Source organism: Piscinibacter defluvii, from assembly GCF_004011805.1.
Taxonomy (GTDB): Bacteria; Pseudomonadota; Gammaproteobacteria; order Burkholderiales; family Burkholderiaceae_C; genus Piscinibacter; species Piscinibacter defluvii.
On the sequence record NZ_ML137199.1, the window covers coordinates 120,892 to 141,761 of the forward strand.

Sequence of the window (20,870 nt, forward strand, 5' to 3'; positions counted from 1 at the left end):
GGCTCAGTACCGGCCGAGCACGGTGGACAGGGTCAGCAGCGGCTCGCCGACCTCGTTGAACACCTGCGCGTCGACGCGCCGGAAGTTCGGGTTGGGCGTCGGCCGCACCACCAGCCTGCCGGAAAAGCTGCGACCGAGCTGCTCGCAGGCGAAGTCGCCGTCGCCCACGCTCGGGAACACCTTGGCCAGGCGCAGCCCGGTGATCTGGTTGTCGGCACACCATTGCGCCGTGCTGACCTCGGCCAGGCGCTGCGCATTGCCGGTGAGGGCGCCGGCCGCCTTGATGCCGGCGCCGAGCGTCACCGCGACGACGGCGAGCGCGACCAGCACCTCGATCAGCGTGAAGCCCTTCGATGCCCTCATTGCAGCGCCTCCGAGCCGGTCTCCAGCACCGTGAACGGCCCGAGGCCGTCGGTGCCGAGCAGCAGGTACTGCCGGTCCAGCCGAAGCAGGACGCGCTGCGGCGGGATCAGCGGCTCCGGGCCGAGCAGCAACGCGCGCGCGCCGGGAATCTCGGCACGCACGCCCTCGCCGAGCCACTGCTCGGGCAGCTCGATCGAGGCGGGCAGGCCGAGGAAGCGGAAGCCGGGTTCGTCGGCCTGCTCGCGGCGCGGCTCCCAGCGCGCCTCCACGCCCGAGGCGCGTGACTCCGCGCGGGCCGCCTCGAGCAGGGCGGACAGCCGCGCCGCCTCGCGCTCCAGGCGCGTGGCCGCCGGGTCGCGCAGCGCGAGGCTGACGACGCCGCTGGCCACGGCGATCAAGGCGACGACGATCAGCAGTTCGACCAGCGTGAAGCCGGCCGAGCGCCGCGCGTCACTGCCAGGAGCCGATCTCCGCATCCTTGCCTTCGCCGCCCAGCACGCCGTCGGCGCCGAAGCTGAACACGTCGATCTCGCCCTTCAGGCCGGGGTTGGCGTACTGGTAGGGCTTGCCCCAGGGATCGTTCGGCAGCTTCTCGAGGTAGGGCTTCCAGTTCGGCGGGATCGGCCCGCCGGTCGGCTTGATCACCAGCGCCTGCAGGCCCTGCTCGCCGGTCGGGTAGCGCTGGTTGTCGAGCCGGTACAGCTTGAGCGCCTGCATCAGGTTGTTGACGTCCGTACGCGCGGCGGTCACGCGGGCGTCGTCGGCCCGGTCGAGCACGTTGGGCACGATCAGCGCGGCCAGCACGCCGATGATGACCAGCACCACCATCAGCTCGATCAGCGTGAAGCCGCGCGAGCGAAGGCGCCGGAAGGACGAGGGTTGCGACATCTTGTGACCGCCCCGCGGGGCAGGGCCGGTGGTTGCGAAAGCGCTCGATGATAATCCGCGCATGTTGGCAAGATTCGCCGCCTTTGCCGCCTGGGCCCTGGTCGCCGCGACTGCGGTGTTCTGGGGACTGCGCCTGTTCGTCGCCGCGCCGAGCGCGCCGCCCTATGCGGTGACGGTAGGCGAATCGACCGCGCAGCGCGGCGATCTCGGCCGGCTGCTCGGCGTCACGCCGCGTGAGGTGGCGGCGCCGGTCGCGGCACCGGAACTGGCCTCGCGCTTCAAGCTGCTGGGCGTGATGGCGGCCCGTCCGCCGGCCACCAGCGGCTTCGCGACAATCGCGGTCGACAGCCGGCCGGCACGCACCTACGCCGTCGGGTCGGTGCTGGACGGCGACCTGGTGCTGCAGGCCGTCAGCCTGCGCAGCGCGGCGATCGGCCCGAAGGAAGGCGCCCCGGCGCTGACCCTCGAGGTGCCGCCGCTGCCGCTGGCGGCCACCGGCAGCCTGCCGCCGGTGGCGATGGAGATGGTGCGGCCCGGCGCGCCTGCGCCGCAGCCGGCCGTCGGCATGCTCCCGCCGGGGCAGGGTGCCGGGCAGATGCAGCCGGGCCAGATGCCCCCGCCGCCGCAGCCGCTGCCGCCGGGCGCGAGGCTGCCGCGCACCCCCGGCGCGGCCAACCGCTGAGGCGGATCAGAGCGTCCCGAGCCCGCTGAGCGTCGGAATCGGCGTGGGCCGCGAGGGTCCGGGGTCCTCGCCCTCGGCCACCTCGGTCAGCAGCGCCGCGGCGCTGCGGATCAGCGGCCAGGCCAGCGTGGCGCCGGTGCCGTCGGTGCTCTCCATGCCGAGCTCGAGCAGCGCCGAGGCCTGGAACAGTGCCAGCGTGCGGTCCAGCCCCTGGTGGCCGTGGCTGCGGCAGTAGACGCAATAGTCGGTGACCGCCGGCGCGATGCGCGAGGCGACCATCAGCGCGGCGCAGGCCGGCACGCCGTCGACGACGATCAGGTGCCGCTTGCTGCCGGCCACCAGCATCACGCCGACCATCATCGCCATCTCGAAACCGCCGAAGGCGGCAAGCGCCTCGACCGGGTCGGCCGCGTCCTTGTGGCGCAGCTGCGCACCCTGCAACACGTTCATCAGGTGCTGCAGGTCCTCGGGCGTCATCGACGGACCGGCGTAGAGCAGGTCGCGCAGTTCCGTGCCGCCCAGGCGCGACAGCACGAGCGCCGCGCTTTCCTGCGATCCGACGCCGACGCCAGCGCAGGCGATCGCGTTGCCGGGCAGCGAGTCGGCGATCTCCATGCCGGCGCGGATGGCCGCGTGGGCCTGGTCGAGCGACATCGCCATGGTGGCGCGTGCGCTGCGCGTGCCATGGGCGATCTTGCGCGCCAGCAGGCGTGCGTGCGGTGCGACGGGTTCGGCCACGCCGCAGTCGACCACCGACAGCTCCAGCCCCTGGATGCGTGCGAACACCGCCACCGGCAGCTGCGAGGACAGCAGGCTGCCGACCAGCCTGGCCGTCGACGGGCGCCCGGGCATGCCGATGCCGTCGACCGCCAGACCATGGTCGGCGGCGAACATGACAATCTGTGGCGTCCGGAAGCGCGGCTTGAGCGTGTTCTGGATCAGCCCCAGGCGCACCGCCAGCGGCTCGAGTTCACCGAGGCTGCCGACGGTCTCGCCGCGGCGACCGAGCTTCTCGCGCAGGGCTTGCTCGAGCAGCGGGTTGGCGGTGGGCGTGATCAGCGAACGGTTGACCGACATGGAGGCGCTGGGGGATGCAGGAATCGCGCCGACAGGCGCGGCCGCTCACTTATTGTGAGGCCGCGGCCCCGCGCCGTGCAATGCGATCCCGCCGCGCCGTGCGTTCTAGCGCAGGAACAAGCGGTACACCGGGTTGTCCGTCTCGTCGTCGCATGGGTAGGCCAGGCCCTCGAGAAAGGCGCGGAAGGCCTGCTTGTCCGAGCGCGGCACCTGCAGCCCGACCAGGATGCGCCCGTAGTCCGCACCCTGGTTGCGGTAGTGGAACAGGCTGATGTTCCAGTCCGGGTGCATGCTCTCGAGGAAGCGCATCAACGCCCCCGGACGCTCCGGGAAGACGAAGCGGAACAGCCGTTCATCCTGCGCCAGTTCGCTGCGCCCGCCCACCAGGTGGCGCAGGTGCTGCTTGGCGAGCTCGTCGTCGGTCAGGTCCAGGGTCGGGAAGCCGTGCCGCTCGAGATGGCGCGCCAGCTTGTGGCCCTCCTCCCGGTTGGTGGTGGCCACGCCGACGAACACATGGGCCTGGTCCGAGTCGGAGATGCGGTAGTTGAACTCGGTGACCGCACGCGCGCCGATCAACCCGCACAGCCGCTTGAAGCTGCCGCGCTCCTCGGGGATCGTCACCGCGAACAGCGCCTCGCGCGCCTCGCCCACCTCGGCGCGCTCGGCGACGAAGCGCAGCCGGTCGAAGTTCATGTTGGCGCCGCAGGTGATGGCGACGTAGGTCTGCCCCTTGGTGCGGTGCTGTTCGACGTACTGCTTGATCGCCGCCACGCCGAGCGCGCCGGCCGGCTCGAGGATGCTGCGGGTGTCCTGGAACACGTCCTTGATCGCGGCACAGACGGCGTCGGTGTCGACCACCACGAAGTCGTCGACCAGCCGGCGCGTCAGGCGGAAGGTCTCTTCGCCGACCAGCTTGACCGCGGTGCCGTCGGAGAACAGGCCGACGTCGGCCAGCGTGACGCGCTTGCCGGCACGCACCGATCGCACCATCGCGTCCGAGTCGGTGGTCTGCACACCGATCACCTTGATCTCCGGCCGCACCGACTTGATGTAGGCCGCCACGCCCGAGATCAGCCCGCCGCCGCCGATCGCGACGAACACCGCGTCGATCGGGCCCTGGTGCTGGCGCAGGATCTCCATCGCGATCGTGCCCTGCCCGGCGATCACGTCCGGGTCGTCGAACGGGTGCACGAAGGTCAGGCCCTGCGAGCGTTCCAGCTCGAGCGCGTGCACATAGGCGTCGGAGTAGCTGTCGCCGTGCAGCACGACTTCGCCGCCGAGCGCGCGCACCGCGTCGATCTTCAGGCGCGGCGTGGTCACCGGCATCACGATCAGGGCGCGGCAGCCGAGCCGCCTGGCGCCCAGCGCCACGCCTTGCGCATGGTTGCCCGCCGAGGCGCAGATGACGCCGCGCTGCAGCTGCTCCGGGCTCAGGTGCGCCATCTTGTTGTAGGCGCCACGCAGCTTGAAGCTGAACACCGGCTGGCTGTCCTCGCGCTTCAGCAGCACCTGGTTGCCCAGGCGCTTGGACAGGCTGCGTGCGCTGTCCAGCGGCGACTCGATCGCCACGTCGTAGACACGCGCGGTCAGGATCTTCTGCAGGTAGTCGGCCGGCTTGAGTCGCGGTCGCTTGTCGGTGGGGGTCGGGCTGCGGCGGGAGCCGGCCATGGCGATCTTCTCCGGGCGGTGGGCCGTTGCGGCGCCGCATCATAGCCGCGCGGGCGCTGGGTGCCGCCCAAAGAAAAGAGCCCAAGGCATTGCTGCCTTGGGCTGAATCCACCAATGGAGGAGGTGGAGGAGACAAGCGGATCGGAGATCGAATCGCGTCTAAACGAACACAAACGACAGAAGACGATCACCGAATGAATCGAGTGTAGGCGCTTTCATGCTGCGCCGCAATAACTTCATCGCGTGAACTTAGAGCGATCTCTCGGCGACGTGATGCAGCGCACAATACGCGCCGCCGGTGCACCGCTGGGGTGCAACATCGACCGGCCAAACCCGGGGACCGAGCATGGAGTGCACGATCAATTGGCTGCCGGCCGCCGGCATGGCCTTCAGCGCCGAGACGGGCAGCGGCCACCTGATCACGATGGATGGCGCGCCCGACGGTGGCGGTCGCAACCTCGCGCCGCGACCGATGGAGACGGTGCTGGCCGGCACCGGCGCCTGCACCGCCTACGACGTCGTGCTGATCCTCAAGCGCGGCCGGCACGACGTGCGCGGCTGCCAGGTCAGGATCGAGGCCGACCGGGCTGACGTCGATCCGAAGGTATTCACCCGCATCCGCATGCATTTCATCGTCACCGGGCGCGATCTGCCGGAATCGGCGGTCGAACGCGCGGTCAAGCTGTCGCACGAGAAGTACTGCTCGGCCAGCGCCATGCTGGGCAAGACCGCGGAGATGACGACCAGTTTCGAGATCGTGGCCGCCTGACCAGCGCGGTTCGGGATCAGAAGCGGTGCGCGGTGACGGTCATGACCTTGGCCGCTGCCCGCATCGCCCAGCGCACCGGCGCGGGCAGTTCGGCGGCACCGGCCGCCTGGGCGGCATCGGCATGGCGGGCTTCGTCCTGCCGCATCTGCTCGACGATGGCGCGAGAGGCCTTGTCGGCGGCGGGCAGCCGATCCAGGTGACCTTCCAGATGCTGCTCGACCTGGCGCTCGGTCTCCACGAGAAAGCCCAGACTGGTCGCATCGCCGACTCGCCCGGCCAGCAGGCCGATCGCAAACGCACCGCCGTACCACAGCGGATTGAGCAGGCTCGGCCGGGCGCCGAGTTCGCCCAGGCGTCGCTGGGTCCAGGCCAGGTGGTCGGTCTCCTCGCGGGCCGCGGCATCGAACTGGTGGCGCAGAACCGGATCGCGTGCCGTCAACGCCTGCGCGCTGTACAGCGCCTGGGCGCAAACCTCGCCGACGTGATTGACGCGCATCAGTGAGCCGGACAGTCGGCGCTCGTCCGCGCCAAGGTCCCCATCCGGTTCAGGTGCGCTGGGGCAGGGTCGCCCCGCATGGCTGGCGCCGGCCAGGGTTCGCAAGGCGGTGTCGACGGCGGCGATCACGGCATCCGTGCCGCTCAAGGGCTGCCAGGAAGTCATGACACAAGTATGTCGCGCCTGGCCCGGAATGGCATCGTGGCCGGCCGTTGTGATCAGGCAACAAGGGGTTCGATATTCGTCCCAAATCTTTGCAACCCCGGAGGCCGTCTGGTGCAATACGCCCAACTTCCGCTGAGGGGGTTCGGCCTGATCTGCCCGAAAAGGGCGCCAGTCGATCGGGACCTCTTGTTCAACTTAGGAGATAGTCGCAATGAAAAAATCTCTGCTCGCTCTCGCCGTGTTGGGTGCGTTCGCCGGTGCGGCCTCGGCCCAGTCGTCGGTGACGATCTACGGCGTGGTCGACCTGGCTGTGCAGAAGTCCAACGGTGGCAACACCTACAGCCCGGGCGTGTGCGAGGTCCCGAGCGCGACCACGAACACCTGCGGCCCGCTGGGCACGAAGGCCTGGAAGCTGCAGCAGTCGACCGCCTCGCGCCTCGGCTTCCGCGGCACCGAAGACCTGGGCGGCGGCCTGTCGGCCCAGTTCCAGATCGAACACCGCTTCACGCCCGATGACGGTGCCGCCGGCAGCCCGTTCTGGGCCGGCCGCAGCTACGTGCAGCTGACCAGCGCCGCCGCAGGCTCGGTCTATCTGGGCCGCGAGTACGCGCCGTTCTTCTGGCTGGCAGCCAAGTCCGACCCGTTCGGCCCGGACGGCGTGGGTCAGTTCACCGGCTTCGTGTACGGCCTGGCCGGTACGCACGAGACCAACATGGGCGGTGACGGCCTGCCCGATGGCAACCCCGCCGGCCGCCACACCAACGGCATCGGCTACAAGTCGCCCAACCTGGGTGGGCTGACCGTCAACGCCGCGGTCGGCCTGGGTGAAGGCTCGACCACGCTGAACCGCGATGCCGGCATCAACGTCGAGTACTCGGGCGGCCCGATCTACGCGGGTATCGGCTATGGCAAGAAGACCGGCACCAATGCCAACAGCGACGGCAACTCGCTGGTCAACCTGGCGGCAGCCTACGACTTCGGCGTGGCCAAGCTGATGGGTTACTACATCCGCACGAAGACCGGCGTGAACAGCGAAGGCACGAACAAGTTCTTCCTGATCGGCGCGACGGCCCCCCTTGGCCCCGGCCTGCTGAAGGTCGGCTTCGGCCAGCTGACGGCTGAACCGGTAGGCGCGACGGAAGAGACCAAGGTCAAGAAGTTCGCGATCGGCTACAACTACAACCTGAGCAAGCGCACCAACCTGTACCTCGACCTGTCGACGGCGAACGACGACCTCGAGGTCGGCTTCGACGGCAACAACAGCAAGAACAGCACGGCCTACGCCTTCGGCCTGCGCCACACGTTCTGATCGAGGCTTCGCGCCCGATCCTCGAGGCCGCCTTCGGGCGGCCTTTTTCATGGTCCTGTCGTCCGCGCGACAGGTTCTCAAGGAAAACCAGCGTGGGTCCGGCGCGACAGGCAGCGGCCATGCCCGGTGGCGCTCGGCACAATCTTCGGATCACCGATCGGAGACCACCATGAAAAGAATCCTCGCGCTGACCGCCCTGGCTGCCGCCTCCTCCGCCGCGTTCGCGCAGAGCAGCGTCACCGCCTACGGCATCCTGGACGGTGGGGTCAGCCAGGTCACCGGCCTGCGCGGTGGGACCCGGACCTTCCTGGTCAGCGGCATCATGGATGGCTCGCGCCTGGGTTTCCGCGGCAACGAGGACCTGGGCGGCGGCTATCGCGCGTTGTTCACGATGGAACACCGCATGGAGATCGACACCGGCGGCATCAACAACCGGCCGCTGTCGGGTTCGCAGCTGCCCGACCGGCTGACCAATGCAACGCTCCTGGGCCTGCCCACCTTCCTGCAGCCGGCGGTCGACAACGTCGCGGCGGCACTGGGCAGTACCATCGGCGTCAACCTGGCCAACAACATGTGGGACCGGCAGGTCTTTGTCGGTCTCGTGACGCCGTTCGGCGCGGGGCTGGCGGGTCGCCAGTACACCCCGGCCTACGAGGTGTCGGCGAGCTTCGACGTGATGGGTACGCAGTCCAGCCTGGCCGCCGGCCAGGTGGCCTCGTTCCCGCCGTCGGTCGACATCCGCGTCAGCAATGCAGTTGCCTACCGCATCGCGCAGGGCCCGTTCTCGGCGTCGCTGATGTACGGCCTCGGCGAGGGCAGCACGTCGACCGGCCGGATGATCGGCGGCATGGCGATGTACAAGGCCGACGCGTTCGGCGCGGGCATCGGCTACAACACGCGCAACAACGAACGTGGCGACAAGGCGCTGAGCTCGCTGGTGCTGGGCGGTTACTTCGCGATCGGGCCGGGCGCCTTGTACGGCCAGTATGCCCAGGTGAAGGACGACAACCCGGCCGGCCTGTCGGCGCTGCGCGCCTCGCTGGTGAGCAATCCCCAGCTCGGCCCGGTGATCGGCGGCCAGGTGGCCGACGCCTTCACCGCCGCGCTGCGCCAGGACGGCCGGCTCTACCACGGTGGCTACAAGATGGTGACGGGCCCGCACACCGTGTACCTGGCCGCCACCTCGTACGACGACAAGCGCCCGAACAACGCCGATACCATGTCCTATGGCGTGGCCTACACGTACTCGTTCTCCAAGCGCACCGACGTCAACGCGGTGCTGACCCATTTCAACAACAAGAACCTCGGACAGGCCGCCCCGGGCCAGGCCGGCTTCATCGGCGGCGTGACCGACCGCGCCGGTACCGACTCGAACAGCGTCGCGCTCGGCCTGCGCCACCGCTTCTGACGTGCGCCTGCCGCGCAGTGCCGCGGTCTGCGCGGCAGCGGCGATGTTGTGGCTGGTGGGCTGCGCGACGCCACCGGCCGAGATCGGGTCCGATCCGTCGCCGGGCCTGTCGGGCTGGAACGAGTTCGTGCTGCCGGGCAAACGGCGGACCCGCTACCTGCCTGACAAGGAAGATGGGCGGCCGGTCGTGCGTGCCGAGGCGGAGGCCTCCGCGAGCATGCTGCGGCGCCCGCTGCAACTCGAGCCCGCCCAGGTTGCCCAGGTCGAGTTCTCCTGGCGTGTCGATGAACTGATCGCCGAAGCCGACCTCGGCGTGGCCGAGCGGTCCGACTCGCCGGTGCGGGTGCTGTTCGCGTTCGACGGCGACCACTCGCGGCTGTCGCTGCGCAACCGCGCCGTGTTCGAGCTGGCCGAGACGCTGACCGGCGAGCCGCCGCCCTACGCCACCCTGATGTACGTGTGGGACAACCGGGCCGCACCCGAGACGCTGTTCCAGGGCCACCGCACGGACCGGGTGCGCAAGATCGTGCTCGAGTCCGGCGCGGCGCGCCGTGGCCAGTGGCTGCGCTACCGGCGTGACCTGGTGGCCGACTTCCGGCAGGCCTTCGGCGAGGAACCCGGGCGGCTCATCGGCGTGGCCTACATGAGCGATGCCGACAACACCGGCGGCCGCGCACTGGCCCGCTACGGCGAGGTGCGCCTCTACGGCCGCGACGGCCGCCGTCTCTGAACGCTGCGGGGCGACGGCTGCGGGCAACCCCGCTTGGCGCATGGCGCGCGATTTGCTGAACTGAGTGCATGCTGGCTTTCGTGCTGCGTCGCCTGGTGCAGGGTGTCCTCGTGATGCTGACGGTGGGCTTCATCGCCTTCATGCTGTTCCAGTACGTCGGCGATCCGGTGATGCAGATGGCCGGGCCGGATTCGACGCCCGAGCAGCGTGACCAGCTGCGGGCCGACCTCGGGCTCGACCGGCCCTTCCCGATGCAGTTCGCGGCCTTCTGCGCCCAGGCGCTGCGCGGCGACTTCGGTATCAGCCTGCGCCAGGGCCGCAAGGTGTCGACGCTGATCGCCGAGCGCTTCCCGGCCACGCTGGAGCTTGCGGTGGCCGCCGCCGTGCTGGCCCTGGTGGTCGGCATCCCGATGGGCGTGGTCGCGGCCCTGCGCCGCGGCACGGTGCTGTCGCAGGTGCTGATGACCGTCTCGCTGCTCGGGGTGTCGCTGCCCACCTTCCTGATCGGCATCCTGCTGATCCTCGTGTTCGCGGTGATGCTCAAGGTGCTGCCGAGCTTCGGCCGCGGCGACGTGGTGCAGCTCGGCGCGTGGAGCACCGGGCTGTTGACGCTGGACGGCTGGAAGCACCTGGTGCTGCCCGCGGTCACGCTGTCGGTGTTCCAGCTCACGCTCATCATGCGGCTGGTGCGCGCCGAGATGCTCGAGGTGCTGCGCACCGACTACATCCGTTTCGCCCTGGCACGAGGTCTGCCCGATCGCGTGGTCTACTTCGGCCATGCCTTGCGCAACACGCTGGTGCCGGTGATCACCGTGGTCGGGCTGCAACTCGGCGCGCTGATCGCCTTTTCCATCATCACCGAGACGGTGTTCCAGTGGCCCGGCATGGGGCTGCTGTTCGTGCAGTCGGTGCAGTTCGCCGACATCCCGGTGATGGCGGCCTACCTGTGCCTGATCGCCCTGGTGTTCGTGCTGATCAACCTGGTGGTCGACCTGCTGTACTTCGTGGTCGACCCGCGCCTGCGCCTGGATGCCGGCGCCGGAGGCCATTGATGTCGACCGTTGCCGAGGCTCCCACCGGGGTCTACCGTCGCCTGTCGGAGTGGCATGGCGAGCTCACCGCGTTCCGCCGTGACCTGCATGCCCACCCCGAACTCGGCTTCGAGGAGCGCCGCACCGCCGCCCGCGTGGCCGAGGCGCTGCGGGTGGCCGGGGTGGACGAGGTGCACGAGGGCGTCGCGCGCACCGGGGTGGTCGGCGTCGTGCACGGGCGCGGCGGGCGCGACGCGAGCGCGCGTGCCATCGGCCTGCGTGCCGACATGGACGCGCTGCCGCTGGTGGAGGAGAACGAGTTCGCGTGGCGCTCGGCCACACGTGGCCTGATGCACGGTTGCGGCCACGACGGCCACGTGACGATGCTGGTCGGCGCCGCGCGCTACCTGGCCGAGACGCGCCGCTTCGACGGCCGTGCGGTGCTGATCTTCCAGCCAGGCGAGGAGGGTTTCGCCGGCGCCAAGGCCATGATCGACGCCGGGCTCTTCGACCGCTTCCCGGTCGACGCGGTCTACGCGATGCACAACTGGCCGGCGCTGCCGGCCGGCACGATCGGCATCAACCCGGGGCCGATGATGGCCGCATCGGACCGCATCGAGGTCATCGTGCAGGGCCGCGGCGGGCACGGTGCGCACCCGCACCTGGCGACCGACCCGGTGCTGGTGGCCGCGCACATCATCACCGCCGCGCAGAGCCTGGTCTCGCGCAACGTCAACCCGATGGACCAGGCGGTGCTCAGCCTGTGCTCGATGCAGGCCGGCGAACTCGGCGCCTACAGCGTGATTCCGCGCGAGGTGCGCCTGGTCGGCACGGTGCGCACCTTCCGGCGCGAGGTGCAGGACATGATGGAGGAGCGGCTCGGCCGGCTGGTCGAGTCGGTCGCGCTCGGCTTCGGCGCGACCGCGCGGCTGAAGTACCAGCGCAGCTACCCGGCCACGATCAACAGCGAGCGCGAGGCGCAGTTTGCCGCCGACGTCGCGGCCGGCCTGGTGGGCGAGGCGCGCGTGGTGCGCCAGCTCGTGCCCAGCATGGGCGCCGAGGACTTCTCCTTCATGCTGCAGGTCAAGCCCGGCGCCTACCTGCGCCTGGGGCAGGGCGGCGAGGGCAGTTGTTTCCTGCACAACAGCCGCTACGACTTCAACGACGCGGTGCTGCCGCTGGGCGCCGCGCTGCACGCCGCGCTCGTCGAGCAGGCGCTGCCGGCGTCGTGACGATGCAAGCGGCGCTGCGGCGATTCTTCGACGGCGACCTCTGGCACAGCTTCCGCGCCTCGCCGGTGGCGATGGCGGCGGCGGTGATCGCGCTCGTCTGCGCGGCCGGTGCCTTCCTCGCGCCCTGGTTCGCGCCGCACGACCCCTTCGACCTCGCCACGCTCGAGCTGGCCGACGCGCGCCTGCCGCCGGCCTGGGCCGACGAGGGCCGCGCGAAGTACCTGCTGGGCACCGACGACCAGGGCCGCGACGTGCTGTCGGCGCTGATGTACGGCGCGCGTATCTCGCTGGTGGTCGGCCTCGCGTCGGTGCTGCTGTCGATGGCGCTCGGCGTGAGCCTCGGGCTGCTGGCCGGCTTCGTCGGCGGGCGTCTGGATGCGCTGCTGATGCGCATCTGCGACGTGATGCTGTCCTTCCCGTCCATCCTCGTCGCGCTGCTGATCGACGGCGTCGGACGGGCGCTGTTCCCGAACGCCCACGACACGCTGGCCTTCGCGGTGCTGATCCTCGCCATCGCGCTGCCCGGCTGGGTGCCGTACGCACGCACGGTGCGCGGCTCCACGCTGGTCGAGCGGCGCAAGGAGTACGTGCAGGCGGCGCGCCTGATCGGCGTGCCGCCGCTGCGCATCATGCGTCGCCACGTGCTGCCCAACGTGCTCGGCCCGGTGCTGGTGCTGGCCACGATCCAGGTGGCCACCGCGATCCTGATCGAGGCGACGCTGTCCTTCCTCGGCGTCGGCGTGCCGCCCACCCAGCCCTCGCTCGGCACGCTGATCCGCAACGGCAACGACGCGCTGTTCTCGGGCGAGTGGTGGGTGACCATCTTTCCCGGCGCGGTGCTGGTGCTGATCGCGCTGTCGGTCAACCTGCTGGGCGACTGGCTGCGCGACGCGCTGAACCCGAGGCTGCGCTGAGATGGGTTCACCGCTGCTGGAGGTGCGCCACCTGCGCGTCGAGTTCCCGACGCGCCGCGGCACGCTGGTCGCGCTCGACGACGTGTCGTTCGAGATCGCGCCCGGCGAGGTGCTCGGCGTGGTCGGCGAATCGGGAGCCGGCAAGTCGCTCACCGGCTCGGCCATCATCGGGCTGCTGCCCCCGCCCGGGCGCATCGCGGCCGGGGAGATCCGGCTCGAGGGCCGGCGCATCGACCGGCTGGGCGCCGACGAGATGCGCCGCCTGCGCGGCCGCCACATCGGCGCGGTGTTCCAGGACCCGCTCACCTCGCTGAACCCGCTCTACACCGTCGGCCGCCAGCTGGTCGAGACGATCCGAGCGCACCTGCCGCTGAACGAGCGCGTCGCGCGCGAGCGTGCCATCGCGCTGCTGCGCGACACGGGCATCCCGGCGCCGGAGAGCCGCATCGACCAGTACCCGCACCAGTTCTCCGGCGGCATGCGCCAGCGCGTCGTGATCGCGCTCGCGCTGGCGGCCGAGCCGCGTCTGGTGATCGCCGACGAGCCGACCACCGCGCTCGACGTCTCGGTGCAGGCGCAGATCATCACGCTGCTCAAGCGTGTCTGCCGCGAGCATGGCGCGGCGGTGATGCTGGTGACGCACGACATGGGCGTGATCGCCGAGACCTGCGACCGGGTCGCTGTGATGTACGCCGGCCGCGTGGCCGAGATCGGCCCGGTGCGCGACGTGATCCTGCGCGCGGCGCACCCCTACACGCTCGGCCTGATGGGCTCGATCCCGGCGATGGACACGCAGCGCGAGCGCCTGCTGCAGATCGACGGCGCGATGCCGCGGCTCGACGCCATCCCGCCCGGCTGCGCCTTCCACCCGCGCTGCCCGCAGGCGCTCGAGCATTGCCGGCGCGAGCGGCCCGAGCTGCGCCCGGCCGGCGCGACCGAAGCCGCCTGCTGGCTGCACGCGGCGCCCGGGGGGCAGCAGTGAGTGCCGGCACGCCGCTGGTCGAGGTGATCGACCTGGCCAAGGTGTTCGAGGTCTCGGCGCCCTGGCTGAACCGCGTGCTCGAGCGCCGGCCGCGCCAGTTCGTGCATGCGGTGGACGGCATCGGCTTCACGATCGCGCGCGGCCGCACGCTGGCGCTGGTGGGCGAATCCGGCTGCGGCAAGAGCACCGTCGCGCGCCTGCTGGTGGGCCTGCTGCAGCCCACGCGCGGCACGCTGCGCTTCGACGGGGAGGACAGCACCGCGGCGCTCGCGGCGCCGGGGGCGATCGCGCTGCGGCGGCGCCTGCAGATGATCTTCCAGGACCCGTACGCCAGCCTGAACCCGCGCTGGACGGTGCTCGAGATCGTCGCCGAGCCGCTGCGCGAGCACGGCCTGGTGCAAGGGGCGGCAGCACTGCGCGCGCGTGTCGAGGCACTGCTCGCCTCGGTCGGCCTCGCCGCGGCGGACGTGGCCAAGTACCCGCACCAGTTCTCCGGCGGGCAGCGCCAGCGCATCTCGATCGCCCGCGCGCTGGCCACCGAGCCCGAGTTCCTGGTCTGCGACGAGCCGACCTCGGCGCTGGACGTGTCGGTGCAGGCCCAGGTGCTCAACCTGATGAAGGACCTGCAGCGCTCGCGCGGGCTGACCTACCTGTTCATCTCGCACAACCTGGCGGTGGTGCACCACGTGGCCGACGAGGTGGGTGTGATGTACCTCGGCCGCCTGGTCGAGGTGGCGCCCAAGGCCGAACTGTTCGCACACCCGCGCCACCCTTACACGCGCATGCTGCTGGACGCGATCCCCGACGTGCACATGAGCGGGCGCGCGCGCACCCCGGTGCAGGGTGAGGTGCCGAACCCGCTCGCACCGCCGCCGGGCTGTGCGTTCCACCCGCGCTGCCCGCATGCAAACGAACGCTGCCGCCGCGAGCGGCCGGCCGACACGCTGATCGGCACGGTGCGCGTGGCCTGCCACGCGGTGGAGGAAGGGCGGATCTAGGGAAGCAGGTGCTCGCCGCGGAAAAGCTCGGCGGGTGCTTCGCGATCGCGTATCAGCCAGGCCTCGGCGCCGTCGACCATCACCTCGGCGGCGCGGCCGCGGGTGTTGTAGTTGCTTGCCATGCTCATGCCGTAGGCGCCGGCCGACAGCACCGCGATGCGGTCGCCCGGCTGCACCGCGAGGCGGCGCTCGCGGCCGAGCCAGTCGCCCGACTCGCACACCGGGCCGACCACGTCGTAGGTCTGTACCGGGGCGGTGCCGCGCCGCGTCGCGACGATGTCCATCCAGGCCTCGTACATGGCCGGGCGCATCAGGTCGTTCATGGCCGCGTCGACGATGCAGAAGTTCTTGTCGCCGCCGGACTTGAGGTACTGCACCTGCGTCACCAGCACGCCGGCATTGCCCACCAGCGAGCGCCCCGGCTCGAGCAGGATCTTGCGCCGCCCGTGGCCGCGTGCATCGATGCGCGCGAGCATCGCGCCGACCAGCGCCTCGGCGGCCGGTGGCTGCTCGTCGGTGTAGCGGATGCCCAGGCCACCGCCGAGGTCCAGGTGCGGCAGCGCGATGCCGGCGGCCTCCACCGCCTCCACCAGGTCGAGCACGCGGTCGAGCGCGTCGAGGTAGGGCTCGGCCTGCGTGATCTGCGAGCCGATGTGGCAGTCGATGCCGACCACCTCCAGCCCGGGCAGGCCCGCGGCCCGGCGGTAGACGGCGAGCGCGCGGTCGTGCGCGATGCCGAACTTGTTGCCCTTCAGCCCGGTCGAGATGTAGGGGTGGGTCTTCGCGTCGACGTCCGGGTTGACGCGCAGGCTGACGCGGGCGCGTGCGCCATGGCCGCACGCGACCTCGTTCAGCGCCTCGAGCTCGCCCTCGCTCTCGACGTTGAAGCAGGCCACGCCGGCCTGCAGCGCCTGGGCCATCTCGGCGCGGGTCTTGCCGACGCCGGAGAACACCACCCGGGCCGCGTCGCCGCCGGCGGCCAGCACGCGCTGCAGTTCGCCGCCGGAGACGATGTCGAAGCCGCAGCCGGAGCGCGCGAAGGTCTGCAGCACCGCGAGGTTGCTGTTGGCCTTCATCGCATAGCAGATCAGGTGCTCGCGGCCGGCCAGCGCACGCTGGTAGCCGGCCAGCGCCTCCAGCATCGCGCGGCGCGAGTAGGCATACAGCGGCGTGCCGAAGCGGGCAGCGAGGTCGTCCAGCGGCAGGTCGTCGAGGTGCAGCGTGTCGCCGTGGTAGGCGACATGCGGGTGGCCGGGCAGGGTCATCGAGCGGGCGCGGAGGCCGCGCTGGAGGAGGGCAGGGGCTTGGGCAGGGTCAGCGGCCCCTTCTGGCCGCAGGCCGAGAGGGCCAGCGCCGCACCCAGCAGGACTACACTGATGTGGCGCTGCAACATGCCAGCGATTCTAGCGAGCGCCATGACCCTCCCGTTCGAGCCCACGACCCTGACCGACGCGCAGTACCACGCCGCCACCTCGGCGGTGCTGGCCCAGATCGAGGCCACCATCGACCGCTGGCTGCAGGACGACGTGGTCGACATCGACACCCACCGCACCGGCGGGCTGCTCGAGCTGGACTTCGGCCGCGGCGGCAAGATCGTGATCAACACGCAGCCACCGCTGCACGAGCTGTGGCTGGCGGCCCGCGCCGGGGGCTACCACTACAAGCACCACCAGGGCCGCTGGCGCGACACACGCGACGGGCGCGACTTCTTCGACGAGCTGTCGCAGCGCGCCAGCGAGCAGGCCGGCCGGGCGCTGCGCTTCGAGCCGCCTGCGAGCTGAACCGCGCCTGATCAGCGGTTGAACAGGTCGAGGATGCTCTTGCGCTCCTCGTCGTTGCGCGGCGCCTCCGGCGCCTCCTCCATGCCCAGGCTGCTGACGCCCGAGCCGTTGGCGTACTCGTCGTAGTACCACTCGCCGCCGACGTTGACCACGCCGGGCGGCGGCGCCGGCTCGGACACCGGCACGCCCTTGAGCGCGACGCTCATGTAGTCGATCCACACCGGCAGCGAGAGACCGCCGCCGGTCTCGCGGTCACCCAGCTTGCGCGGCTGGTCGTAACCCAGCCAGACGACGCCCACGACCTCCTTCTGCCAGCCGGCGAACCAGGCGTCGTTCGAGTCGTTGGTGGTGCCGGTCTTGCCGTAGACGTCGGGCCGCTTGAGGGTGCCCTGCGCGCGCGCCGCGGTGCCCGAGCGCGTGACCTCCTGCAGCAGGCTGGTCATCACGAAGGCGTTGCGGGCGTCCAGCACACGCATCGACTCGTCCAGCACCGGCGGCTTGGGCTCGTTGAGCACCCGGCCCTTGCTGTCGGTGAGCCGGCTCACCAGGAACGGGTTGACCGCGTAGCCGCCGTTGGCAAACACGCCGTAGGCGCTGGCCATCTGCAGCGGCGTCACCGAGCCGGCGCCCAGCGCCATCGTCAGGTAGGCAGGGTGTTTCTCCGCCTCGAAGCCGAATCGAGTGACCCATTCCTGCGCATAGGCCGGCCCGATCGCCTGCAGGATGCGGATCGAGATCATGTTCTTCGACTTCGCCAGACCGCGCCGCAACGACATCGGGCCGTCGAACTGGCCGTCGTAGTTCTTCGGCTCCCAGGGCTGGCTGCCGGTCACGTCGGCATCGAAGAACAGCGGCGCGTCGTTGATCACCGTGGCCGGCGTGAAGCCCTTCTCCAGCGCGGCCGAGTAGATGAAGGGCTTGAAGCTCGAGCCCGGCTGGCGCCAGGCCTGGGTGACGTGGTTGAAACTCGACTTGGAGAAATCGAAGCCGCCCACCAGCGCGCGGATCGCGCCGGTGCGCGGATCGAGCGCGACGAAGGCACCTTCGACCTCGGGCTGCTGGGTGATGCTCCAGTCCCCCTTGGGGCCCTTGATCAGCCGGATCACCGCGCCGCGCCGGATCGCCGTCTTCGGGTTGCCCTTCTCGGCGAGGCCGGACGTGGCCGGCTTCAGGCCCTCGCCGGTGATCGTCACCGATTCGCCGCTGGCCAGCACCGCGACCACCTTCTTCGGCCCGGCCTCGAGCGCGACGGCGGCCTTCAGCTCGTCGTTGTCGGGGTGGTCCTGCAAGGCCTCGGCGATGCGCGCGTCGACGTCCTTGAGGTTGCCAGGCAGGTCGATGTAGGCCTCCGGGCCGCGGTAGACCTGCCTCTTCTCGTAGTCCATGATCCCCTTGCGCAGCGCGCGGTAGGCGACCATCTGCTCGGCCGAGTTCAGCGTCAGGTGCACGTTCAGGCCGCGCGTGTAGGCCTCGGCGCCGTACTGCGAGAAGATCAGCTGGCGCGCCAGCTCGGCCACGTATTCGGCGTGCACCGCCACCTCGCTGGGTGCGCGGTAGCGCAGCTGCTGGGTCTTGGCGGCGTCGTGCTGCTCCTGGGTGATGAACCCGTTCTCGAGCATGCGGTCGATGATGTACTGCTGCCGCTCGGTGGCACGCTTCGGGTTGACGATCGGGTTGTAGGCCGAGGGCGCCTTGGGCAGGCCGGCGAGCATCGCCGCCTCGGCGACGGTGATGTCCCGCAGCGGCTTGCCGAAGTAGATCTCGCTGGCCGCCGCGAAGCCGTAGGCGCGCTGGCCGAGGAAGATCTGGTTCATGTAGACCTCGAGGATCTGCTCCTTGGACAGCAGGCTCTCGATCTTCAGCGCCAGCAGCACCTCGTAGATCTTGCGGGTGAAGGTCTTCTCGGTGGAGAGGTAGAAGTTGCGTGCCACCTGCATCGTGATGGTGGAGGCACCCTGGCTGCGAGATTCGCTCAGGTGCGCCAGGCCGGCGCGCAGCACGCCCTTGTAGTCGACCCCGCTGTGCTCGTAGAAGCGCGCGTCCTCGATGGCGAGCACCGCGTGCTGCATCACCTTCGGGATCTCCCCGATCGGCGTGAAGTTGCGTCGCTCCTCGCCGTACTCGCCCAGCAGCACGCCGTCGGCCGAGAAGATGCGCATCGGCAGCTTGGGCCGGTAGTCGGTGATGCCGCCGATCTCCGGCAGGTTCGGGTAGGCCACCGCCAGCGCGATGGCCACCGTCATCAGCAATGCGGCGAAGCCCGCCAACGCCAGGCCCAGCAGCGCGAGCACCGCACGCAGCGGCCACGCGGCCCACCCGGGCAGCGAAGAGGCGGCCTTGCGGCCCGACGCACCCGCGCCCTCGGTCTCGCTCATGGCACTCCAATGAAGCTGGAGGGATTATAGAAACCGGCTCCCGCCAGGCCCGGATGCATCAATTTGTCACGGCGCGAAGGCCGTGGCGGCACCTGCCGATAACGGGGTTTGTGACCACTTCGAAACGTCCGAGGGCAGTGTGAGTTTTGCAACGGCGCGAGGCGTTGCGGCGGGCATTTTTCTATGGTCCACAAAGGCTTTACTGCTAGCATTGAAGTAACTTATTAACAGTTCCAGCGTGTCCTCGAAGCGCTGGGGGGAAAGGCGTCGTGAGCTTTCTGGACACCCTTCTGGGCCGCAAGCATCCGCCGGTGATCGGGCTGGACATCAGCTCCTCGAGTGTCAAGCTGGTCGAACTCGGGCAGACGGCCAACGGCGAGTACGTGCTCGAGCGTTTTGCCTCCGAGAGCTTCGAGAAGGGCTGGATCACCGACGGCCAGATCGAGAAGTTCGACGAGGTGGCCGAGGCGGTCAAGCGGGTCGTCGCCAAGAGCGGCACCAAGACGCGCCAGGTCGTGATGGCGATGCCGCAATCGGCCGTGATCACCAAGAAGATCATGCTGCCGGCCGGGCTGCGCGAGGAAGAGCTCGAGATGCAGGTCGAGAGCGAGGCCAACCAGTACATCCCGTTTTCGCTCGATGAAGTGAGCCTGGACTTCTGCGTCATCGGCCCGAGTCCGACCTCGGTCGGCGACGTCGAGGTGCTGATCGCGGCGTCCCGCAAGGACCGTGTGCAGGACCGCCAGGGCCTGGCCGAAGCGGCCGGCCTGAAGCCCGCCGTGCTGGACATCGAATCACACGCCTCGCGCCTGGCGATGAGCCGCGTGGTGGCGGCGCTGCCCAGCGAGGGCAAGGATGCGCTGGTCGCGCTGTTCGAGATCGGCGCCGACACCACCAGCCTGAAGGTGCTGCGCGACGACGAGATGCTGTACGACCGCGACCAGGCCTTCGGCGGCTCGCAGCTGACCCAGCTGATCTCGCGCCAGTACGGCTTCTCGTACGAGGAGGCCGAGCAGAAGAAGCTCGCCGCCGACCTGCCCGAGGACTACGAAAGTTCCCTGCTCGCGCCCTTCGTCGACAGCCTGTCGCAGGAGATCGGCCGCGCGCTGCAGTACTTCTTCACCAGCACGCCGCACCACAAGGTGCACTACGTGATGCTGGCCGGCGGCACTGCCACGCTGCCGGGCCTGAAGGACCGGGTGACCGAGCTGACCGGCTTCGCGTCGATGGTCGTGAACCCGTTCGAGAACATGAAGCTCGGCTCCGCCGTGCGCGAGAGCAAGCTGCGCCGCGAGGCGCCGTCCTACCTGACCGCCTGCGGTCTGGCGATGCGGAGGTTCCTGCAGTGATCCTGATCAACCTTCTTCCCCACCGGGAAGAAAAGCGCCGCCGCAGGAAGGTCGCGTTCTTCGCCGGCCTGGGCGTGGCGGCGGGCGTCGGCCTGGGCATCGTCGGCCTGTGGTTCCTGGTGGTCCAGCAGATGACCGCGGCGCAGCAGGAGCGCAACGAGTTCCTGACCGCCGAGATCAAGAAGCTCGAGGTCCAGATCAAGGACATCGCGACGCTGAAGGCCGAGATCGAGGCCCTGAAGGCGCGCCAGAAGGCGGTCGAGGACCTGCAGATCGACCGCAACGTCCCGGTGCACATCCTCAACGAGCTGGTCAAGCAGACGCCCGAGGGCATCTACTTCAAGACCATCAAGCAGGACGGCCAGACCCTGTCGGTCAGCGGCATCGCGCAGACGCAGGAGCGCATCTCCGAGCTGCTGCGCAACACGGCGTACAGCTCGGAATGGCTGGTCCGTCCGGAGCTGATCGAGAGCAAGGCGACCAACGCCTCCTCGGGCCCCAACGCGCCCAAGGACGGCGGCCGGCAACTGTTCGAGTTCGGCATGCGCCTGGCCGTCAAGCGGCCGCAGGAAGCGGCCTCCGCGCCCGCGGGTGCCGCCTCCGGCGCGGCACCGGTGACCCCTGCCGCCGCTGCGGCCGCGAAGAAGGTGTGA

At 70.1% G+C, this 20,870-nt stretch carries 22 protein-coding genes; 13 read left to right on the top strand and 9 right to left on the bottom strand.

Features of this window, described 5'->3' with window-relative positions:
- Positions 1–3: 3 nt before the first annotated feature.
- Genes gspI through gspG form a run of 3 tightly spaced genes read right to left on the bottom strand, consistent with a single transcriptional unit; the run spans position 4 to position 1,251 of the window.
- Positions 4–363, bottom strand: a complete 360-nt coding sequence (gene gspI, locus D9C15_RS07550; protein ID WP_127996835.1) for a type II secretion system minor pseudopilin GspI — start codon at positions 361–363, stop codon at positions 4–6.
- Positions 360–839, bottom strand: a complete 480-nt coding sequence (locus D9C15_RS07555) for a pilus assembly FimT family protein (RefSeq protein WP_127996836.1) — start codon at positions 837–839, stop codon at positions 360–362. The genes gspI and D9C15_RS07555 overlap by 4 nt, the downstream gene beginning before the upstream one ends.
- The gene (gene gspG / locus D9C15_RS07560; RefSeq protein WP_127996837.1) at positions 814–1,251 is read right to left on the bottom strand and encodes a type II secretion system major pseudopilin GspG; all 438 of its coding nucleotides are present in this window, start codon (positions 1,249–1,251) and stop codon (positions 814–816) included. Before gspG ends, D9C15_RS07555 begins: the two co-directional genes overlap by 26 nt.
- Positions 1,252–1,312: 61 nt before the next feature.
- Between gspG and D9C15_RS07565 the strand changes: the two genes are divergently transcribed.
- Positions 1,313–1,933 carry a type II secretion system protein N gene (locus D9C15_RS07565; protein ID WP_127996838.1) on the top strand — a complete coding sequence of 207 codons (621 nt, stop codon included), beginning with the start codon at positions 1,313–1,315 and terminating at the stop codon, positions 1,931–1,933.
- 6 nt (positions 1,934–1,939) lie between these two features.
- Here D9C15_RS07565 and D9C15_RS07570 read toward each other — a convergent pair whose 3' ends face one another.
- Positions 1,940–3,010, bottom strand: coding sequence for a nicotinate-nucleotide--dimethylbenzimidazole phosphoribosyltransferase (locus tag D9C15_RS07570; protein ID WP_127996839.1), 1,071 nt, complete (start codon positions 3,008–3,010; stop codon positions 1,940–1,942).
- A 105-nt stretch (positions 3,011–3,115) separates the two neighbouring features.
- Positions 3,116–4,678, bottom strand: coding sequence for a threonine ammonia-lyase, biosynthetic (ilvA, locus tag D9C15_RS07575; RefSeq protein WP_127996840.1), 1,563 nt, complete (start codon positions 4,676–4,678; stop codon positions 3,116–3,118).
- Positions 4,679–5,024: 346 nt separating this feature from the next.
- On the opposite strand from ilvA, the gene D9C15_RS07580 reads away from it, so the two are divergent.
- Positions 5,025–5,447 carry an OsmC family protein gene (locus tag D9C15_RS07580; RefSeq protein WP_127996841.1) on the top strand — a complete coding sequence of 141 codons (423 nt, stop codon included), beginning with the start codon at positions 5,025–5,027 and terminating at the stop codon, positions 5,445–5,447.
- 16 nt (positions 5,448–5,463) lie between these two features.
- On the opposite strand, the gene coq7 is transcribed toward D9C15_RS07580, so the two are convergent.
- Positions 5,464–6,108 (bottom strand): 2-polyprenyl-3-methyl-6-methoxy-1,4-benzoquinone monooxygenase, encoded by a 645-nt coding sequence (gene coq7 / locus D9C15_RS07585; RefSeq protein WP_127996842.1) that lies wholly within the window; start codon positions 6,106–6,108, stop codon positions 5,464–5,466.
- 211 nt (positions 6,109–6,319) lie between these two features.
- Here coq7 and D9C15_RS07590 point away from each other — a divergent pair, with 211 nt between their 5' ends.
- From D9C15_RS07590 to D9C15_RS07625, 8 genes are all read left to right on the top strand, one after another.
- A complete protein-coding gene (locus tag D9C15_RS07590; RefSeq protein WP_127996843.1) occupies positions 6,320–7,417 on the top strand; it encodes a porin in 1,098 nt (365 codons plus the stop codon).
- A gap of 169 nt (positions 7,418–7,586) precedes the next feature.
- Positions 7,587–8,825: a porin gene (locus D9C15_RS07595; RefSeq protein WP_127996844.1), complete on the top strand. Its 1,239-nt coding sequence runs from the start codon at positions 7,587–7,589 to the stop codon at positions 8,823–8,825.
- Between the two features lies 1 nt (position 8,826).
- Positions 8,827–9,555: a DUF3047 domain-containing protein gene (locus D9C15_RS07600; protein WP_240668325.1), complete on the top strand. Its 729-nt coding sequence runs from the start codon at positions 8,827–8,829 to the stop codon at positions 9,553–9,555.
- 68 nt (positions 9,556–9,623) lie between these two features.
- Positions 9,624–10,607 (top strand): ABC transporter permease, encoded by a 984-nt coding sequence (locus tag D9C15_RS07605; RefSeq protein ID WP_127996845.1) that lies wholly within the window; start codon positions 9,624–9,626, stop codon positions 10,605–10,607.
- Entirely contained in the window at positions 10,607–11,818 is a 1,212-nt protein-coding gene (locus D9C15_RS07610; protein WP_127996846.1) for a M20 aminoacylase family protein, read from the top strand. The genes D9C15_RS07605 and D9C15_RS07610 overlap by 1 nt, the downstream gene beginning before the upstream one ends.
- Before the next feature lie 2 nt (positions 11,819–11,820).
- A complete protein-coding gene (locus D9C15_RS07615) occupies positions 11,821–12,732 on the top strand; it encodes an ABC transporter permease (protein WP_127996997.1) in 912 nt (303 codons plus the stop codon).
- Position 12,733: 1 nt separating this feature from the next.
- Positions 12,734–13,714 carry an ABC transporter ATP-binding protein gene (locus tag D9C15_RS07620; protein ID WP_127996847.1) on the top strand — a complete coding sequence of 327 codons (981 nt, stop codon included), beginning with the start codon at positions 12,734–12,736 and terminating at the stop codon, positions 13,712–13,714.
- On the top strand, positions 13,711–14,712 hold the full coding sequence (locus D9C15_RS07625) for an ABC transporter ATP-binding protein (RefSeq protein WP_127996848.1): 1,002 nt from the start codon (positions 13,711–13,713) through the stop codon (positions 14,710–14,712). The genes D9C15_RS07620 and D9C15_RS07625 overlap by 4 nt, the downstream gene beginning before the upstream one ends.
- Here the strand turns inward: D9C15_RS07625 and lysA are convergent.
- Both lysA and lptM read right to left on the bottom strand, forming a co-directional pair.
- On the bottom strand, positions 14,709–15,977 hold the full coding sequence (lysA, locus tag D9C15_RS07630) for a diaminopimelate decarboxylase (RefSeq protein WP_127996849.1): 1,269 nt from the start codon (positions 15,975–15,977) through the stop codon (positions 14,709–14,711). The two genes, D9C15_RS07625 and lysA, sit on opposite strands and share 4 nt — an antisense overlap.
- Positions 15,974–16,216 carry an LPS translocon maturation chaperone LptM gene (lptM, locus tag D9C15_RS34535; RefSeq protein WP_375138759.1) on the bottom strand — a complete coding sequence of 81 codons (243 nt, stop codon included), beginning with the start codon at positions 16,214–16,216 and terminating at the stop codon, positions 15,974–15,976. The genes lysA and lptM overlap by 4 nt, the downstream gene beginning before the upstream one ends.
- Here lptM and cyaY point away from each other — a divergent pair.
- Positions 16,128–16,493 carry an iron donor protein CyaY gene (gene cyaY / locus D9C15_RS07640; protein WP_127996851.1) on the top strand — a complete coding sequence of 122 codons (366 nt, stop codon included), beginning with the start codon at positions 16,128–16,130 and terminating at the stop codon, positions 16,491–16,493. The two genes, lptM and cyaY, sit on opposite strands and share 89 nt — an antisense overlap.
- An 11-nt stretch (positions 16,494–16,504) precedes the next feature.
- Here cyaY and D9C15_RS07645 read toward each other — a convergent pair whose 3' ends face one another.
- Positions 16,505–18,868, bottom strand: a complete 2,364-nt coding sequence (locus tag D9C15_RS07645) for a penicillin-binding protein 1A (RefSeq protein WP_127996852.1) — start codon at positions 18,866–18,868, stop codon at positions 16,505–16,507.
- Positions 18,869–19,137: 269 nt separating this feature from the next.
- On the opposite strand from D9C15_RS07645, the gene D9C15_RS07650 reads away from it, so the two are divergent.
- Both D9C15_RS07650 and D9C15_RS07655 read left to right on the top strand, forming a co-directional pair.
- Positions 19,138–20,217 carry a pilus assembly protein PilM gene (locus D9C15_RS07650; RefSeq protein WP_127996853.1) on the top strand — a complete coding sequence of 360 codons (1,080 nt, stop codon included), beginning with the start codon at positions 19,138–19,140 and terminating at the stop codon, positions 20,215–20,217.
- Positions 20,214–20,870, top strand: a complete 657-nt coding sequence (locus D9C15_RS07655; protein ID WP_127996854.1) for a PilN domain-containing protein — start codon at positions 20,214–20,216, stop codon at positions 20,868–20,870. The genes D9C15_RS07650 and D9C15_RS07655 overlap by 4 nt, the downstream gene beginning before the upstream one ends.

Excerpts from the sequence above, each read along its gene's own strand:
- D9C15_RS07620 (WP_127996847.1), top strand. The coding sequence starts at position 12,734 with ATGGGTTCACCGCTGCTGGAGGTGCGCCACCTGCGCGTCGAGTTCCCG.
- D9C15_RS07615 (WP_127996997.1), top strand. The coding sequence starts at position 11,821 with ATGCAAGCGGCGCTGCGGCGATTCTTCGACGGCGACCTCTGGCACAGC.
- D9C15_RS07610 (WP_127996846.1), top strand. The coding sequence starts at position 10,607 with ATGTCGACCGTTGCCGAGGCTCCCACCGGGGTCTACCGTCGCCTGTCG.
- D9C15_RS07605 (WP_127996845.1), top strand. The coding sequence starts at position 9,624 with ATGCTGGCTTTCGTGCTGCGTCGCCTGGTGCAGGGTGTCCTCGTGATG.
- D9C15_RS07555 (WP_127996836.1), bottom strand. The coding sequence starts at position 839 with ATGCGGAGATCGGCTCCTGGCAGTGACGCGCGGCGCTCGGCCGGCTTC.
- lysA (WP_127996849.1), bottom strand. The coding sequence starts at position 15,977 with ATGACCCTGCCCGGCCACCCGCATGTCGCCTACCACGGCGACACGCTG.
- lptM (WP_375138759.1), bottom strand. The coding sequence starts at position 16,216 with ATGGTGGCCTCGATCTGGGCCAGCACCGCCGAGGTGGCGGCGTGGTAC.
- D9C15_RS07590 (WP_127996843.1), top strand. The coding sequence starts at position 6,320 with ATGAAAAAATCTCTGCTCGCTCTCGCCGTGTTGGGTGCGTTCGCCGGT.
- D9C15_RS07645 (WP_127996852.1), bottom strand. The coding sequence starts at position 18,868 with ATGAGCGAGACCGAGGGCGCGGGTGCGTCGGGCCGCAAGGCCGCCTCT.
- D9C15_RS07570 (WP_127996839.1), bottom strand. The coding sequence starts at position 3,010 with ATGTCGGTCAACCGTTCGCTGATCACGCCCACCGCCAACCCGCTGCTC.
- ilvA (WP_127996840.1), bottom strand. The coding sequence starts at position 4,678 with ATGGCCGGCTCCCGCCGCAGCCCGACCCCCACCGACAAGCGACCGCGA.
- gspG (WP_127996837.1), bottom strand. The coding sequence starts at position 1,251 with ATGTCGCAACCCTCGTCCTTCCGGCGCCTTCGCTCGCGCGGCTTCACG.
- coq7 (WP_127996842.1), bottom strand. The coding sequence starts at position 6,108 with ATGACTTCCTGGCAGCCCTTGAGCGGCACGGATGCCGTGATCGCCGCC.
- D9C15_RS07595 (WP_127996844.1), top strand. The coding sequence starts at position 7,587 with ATGAAAAGAATCCTCGCGCTGACCGCCCTGGCTGCCGCCTCCTCCGCC.
- cyaY (WP_127996851.1), top strand. The coding sequence starts at position 16,128 with ATGACCCTCCCGTTCGAGCCCACGACCCTGACCGACGCGCAGTACCAC.
- D9C15_RS07580 (WP_127996841.1), top strand. The coding sequence starts at position 5,025 with ATGGAGTGCACGATCAATTGGCTGCCGGCCGCCGGCATGGCCTTCAGC.
- gspI (WP_127996835.1), bottom strand. The coding sequence starts at position 363 with ATGAGGGCATCGAAGGGCTTCACGCTGATCGAGGTGCTGGTCGCGCTC.
- D9C15_RS07565 (WP_127996838.1), top strand. The coding sequence starts at position 1,313 with ATGTTGGCAAGATTCGCCGCCTTTGCCGCCTGGGCCCTGGTCGCCGCG.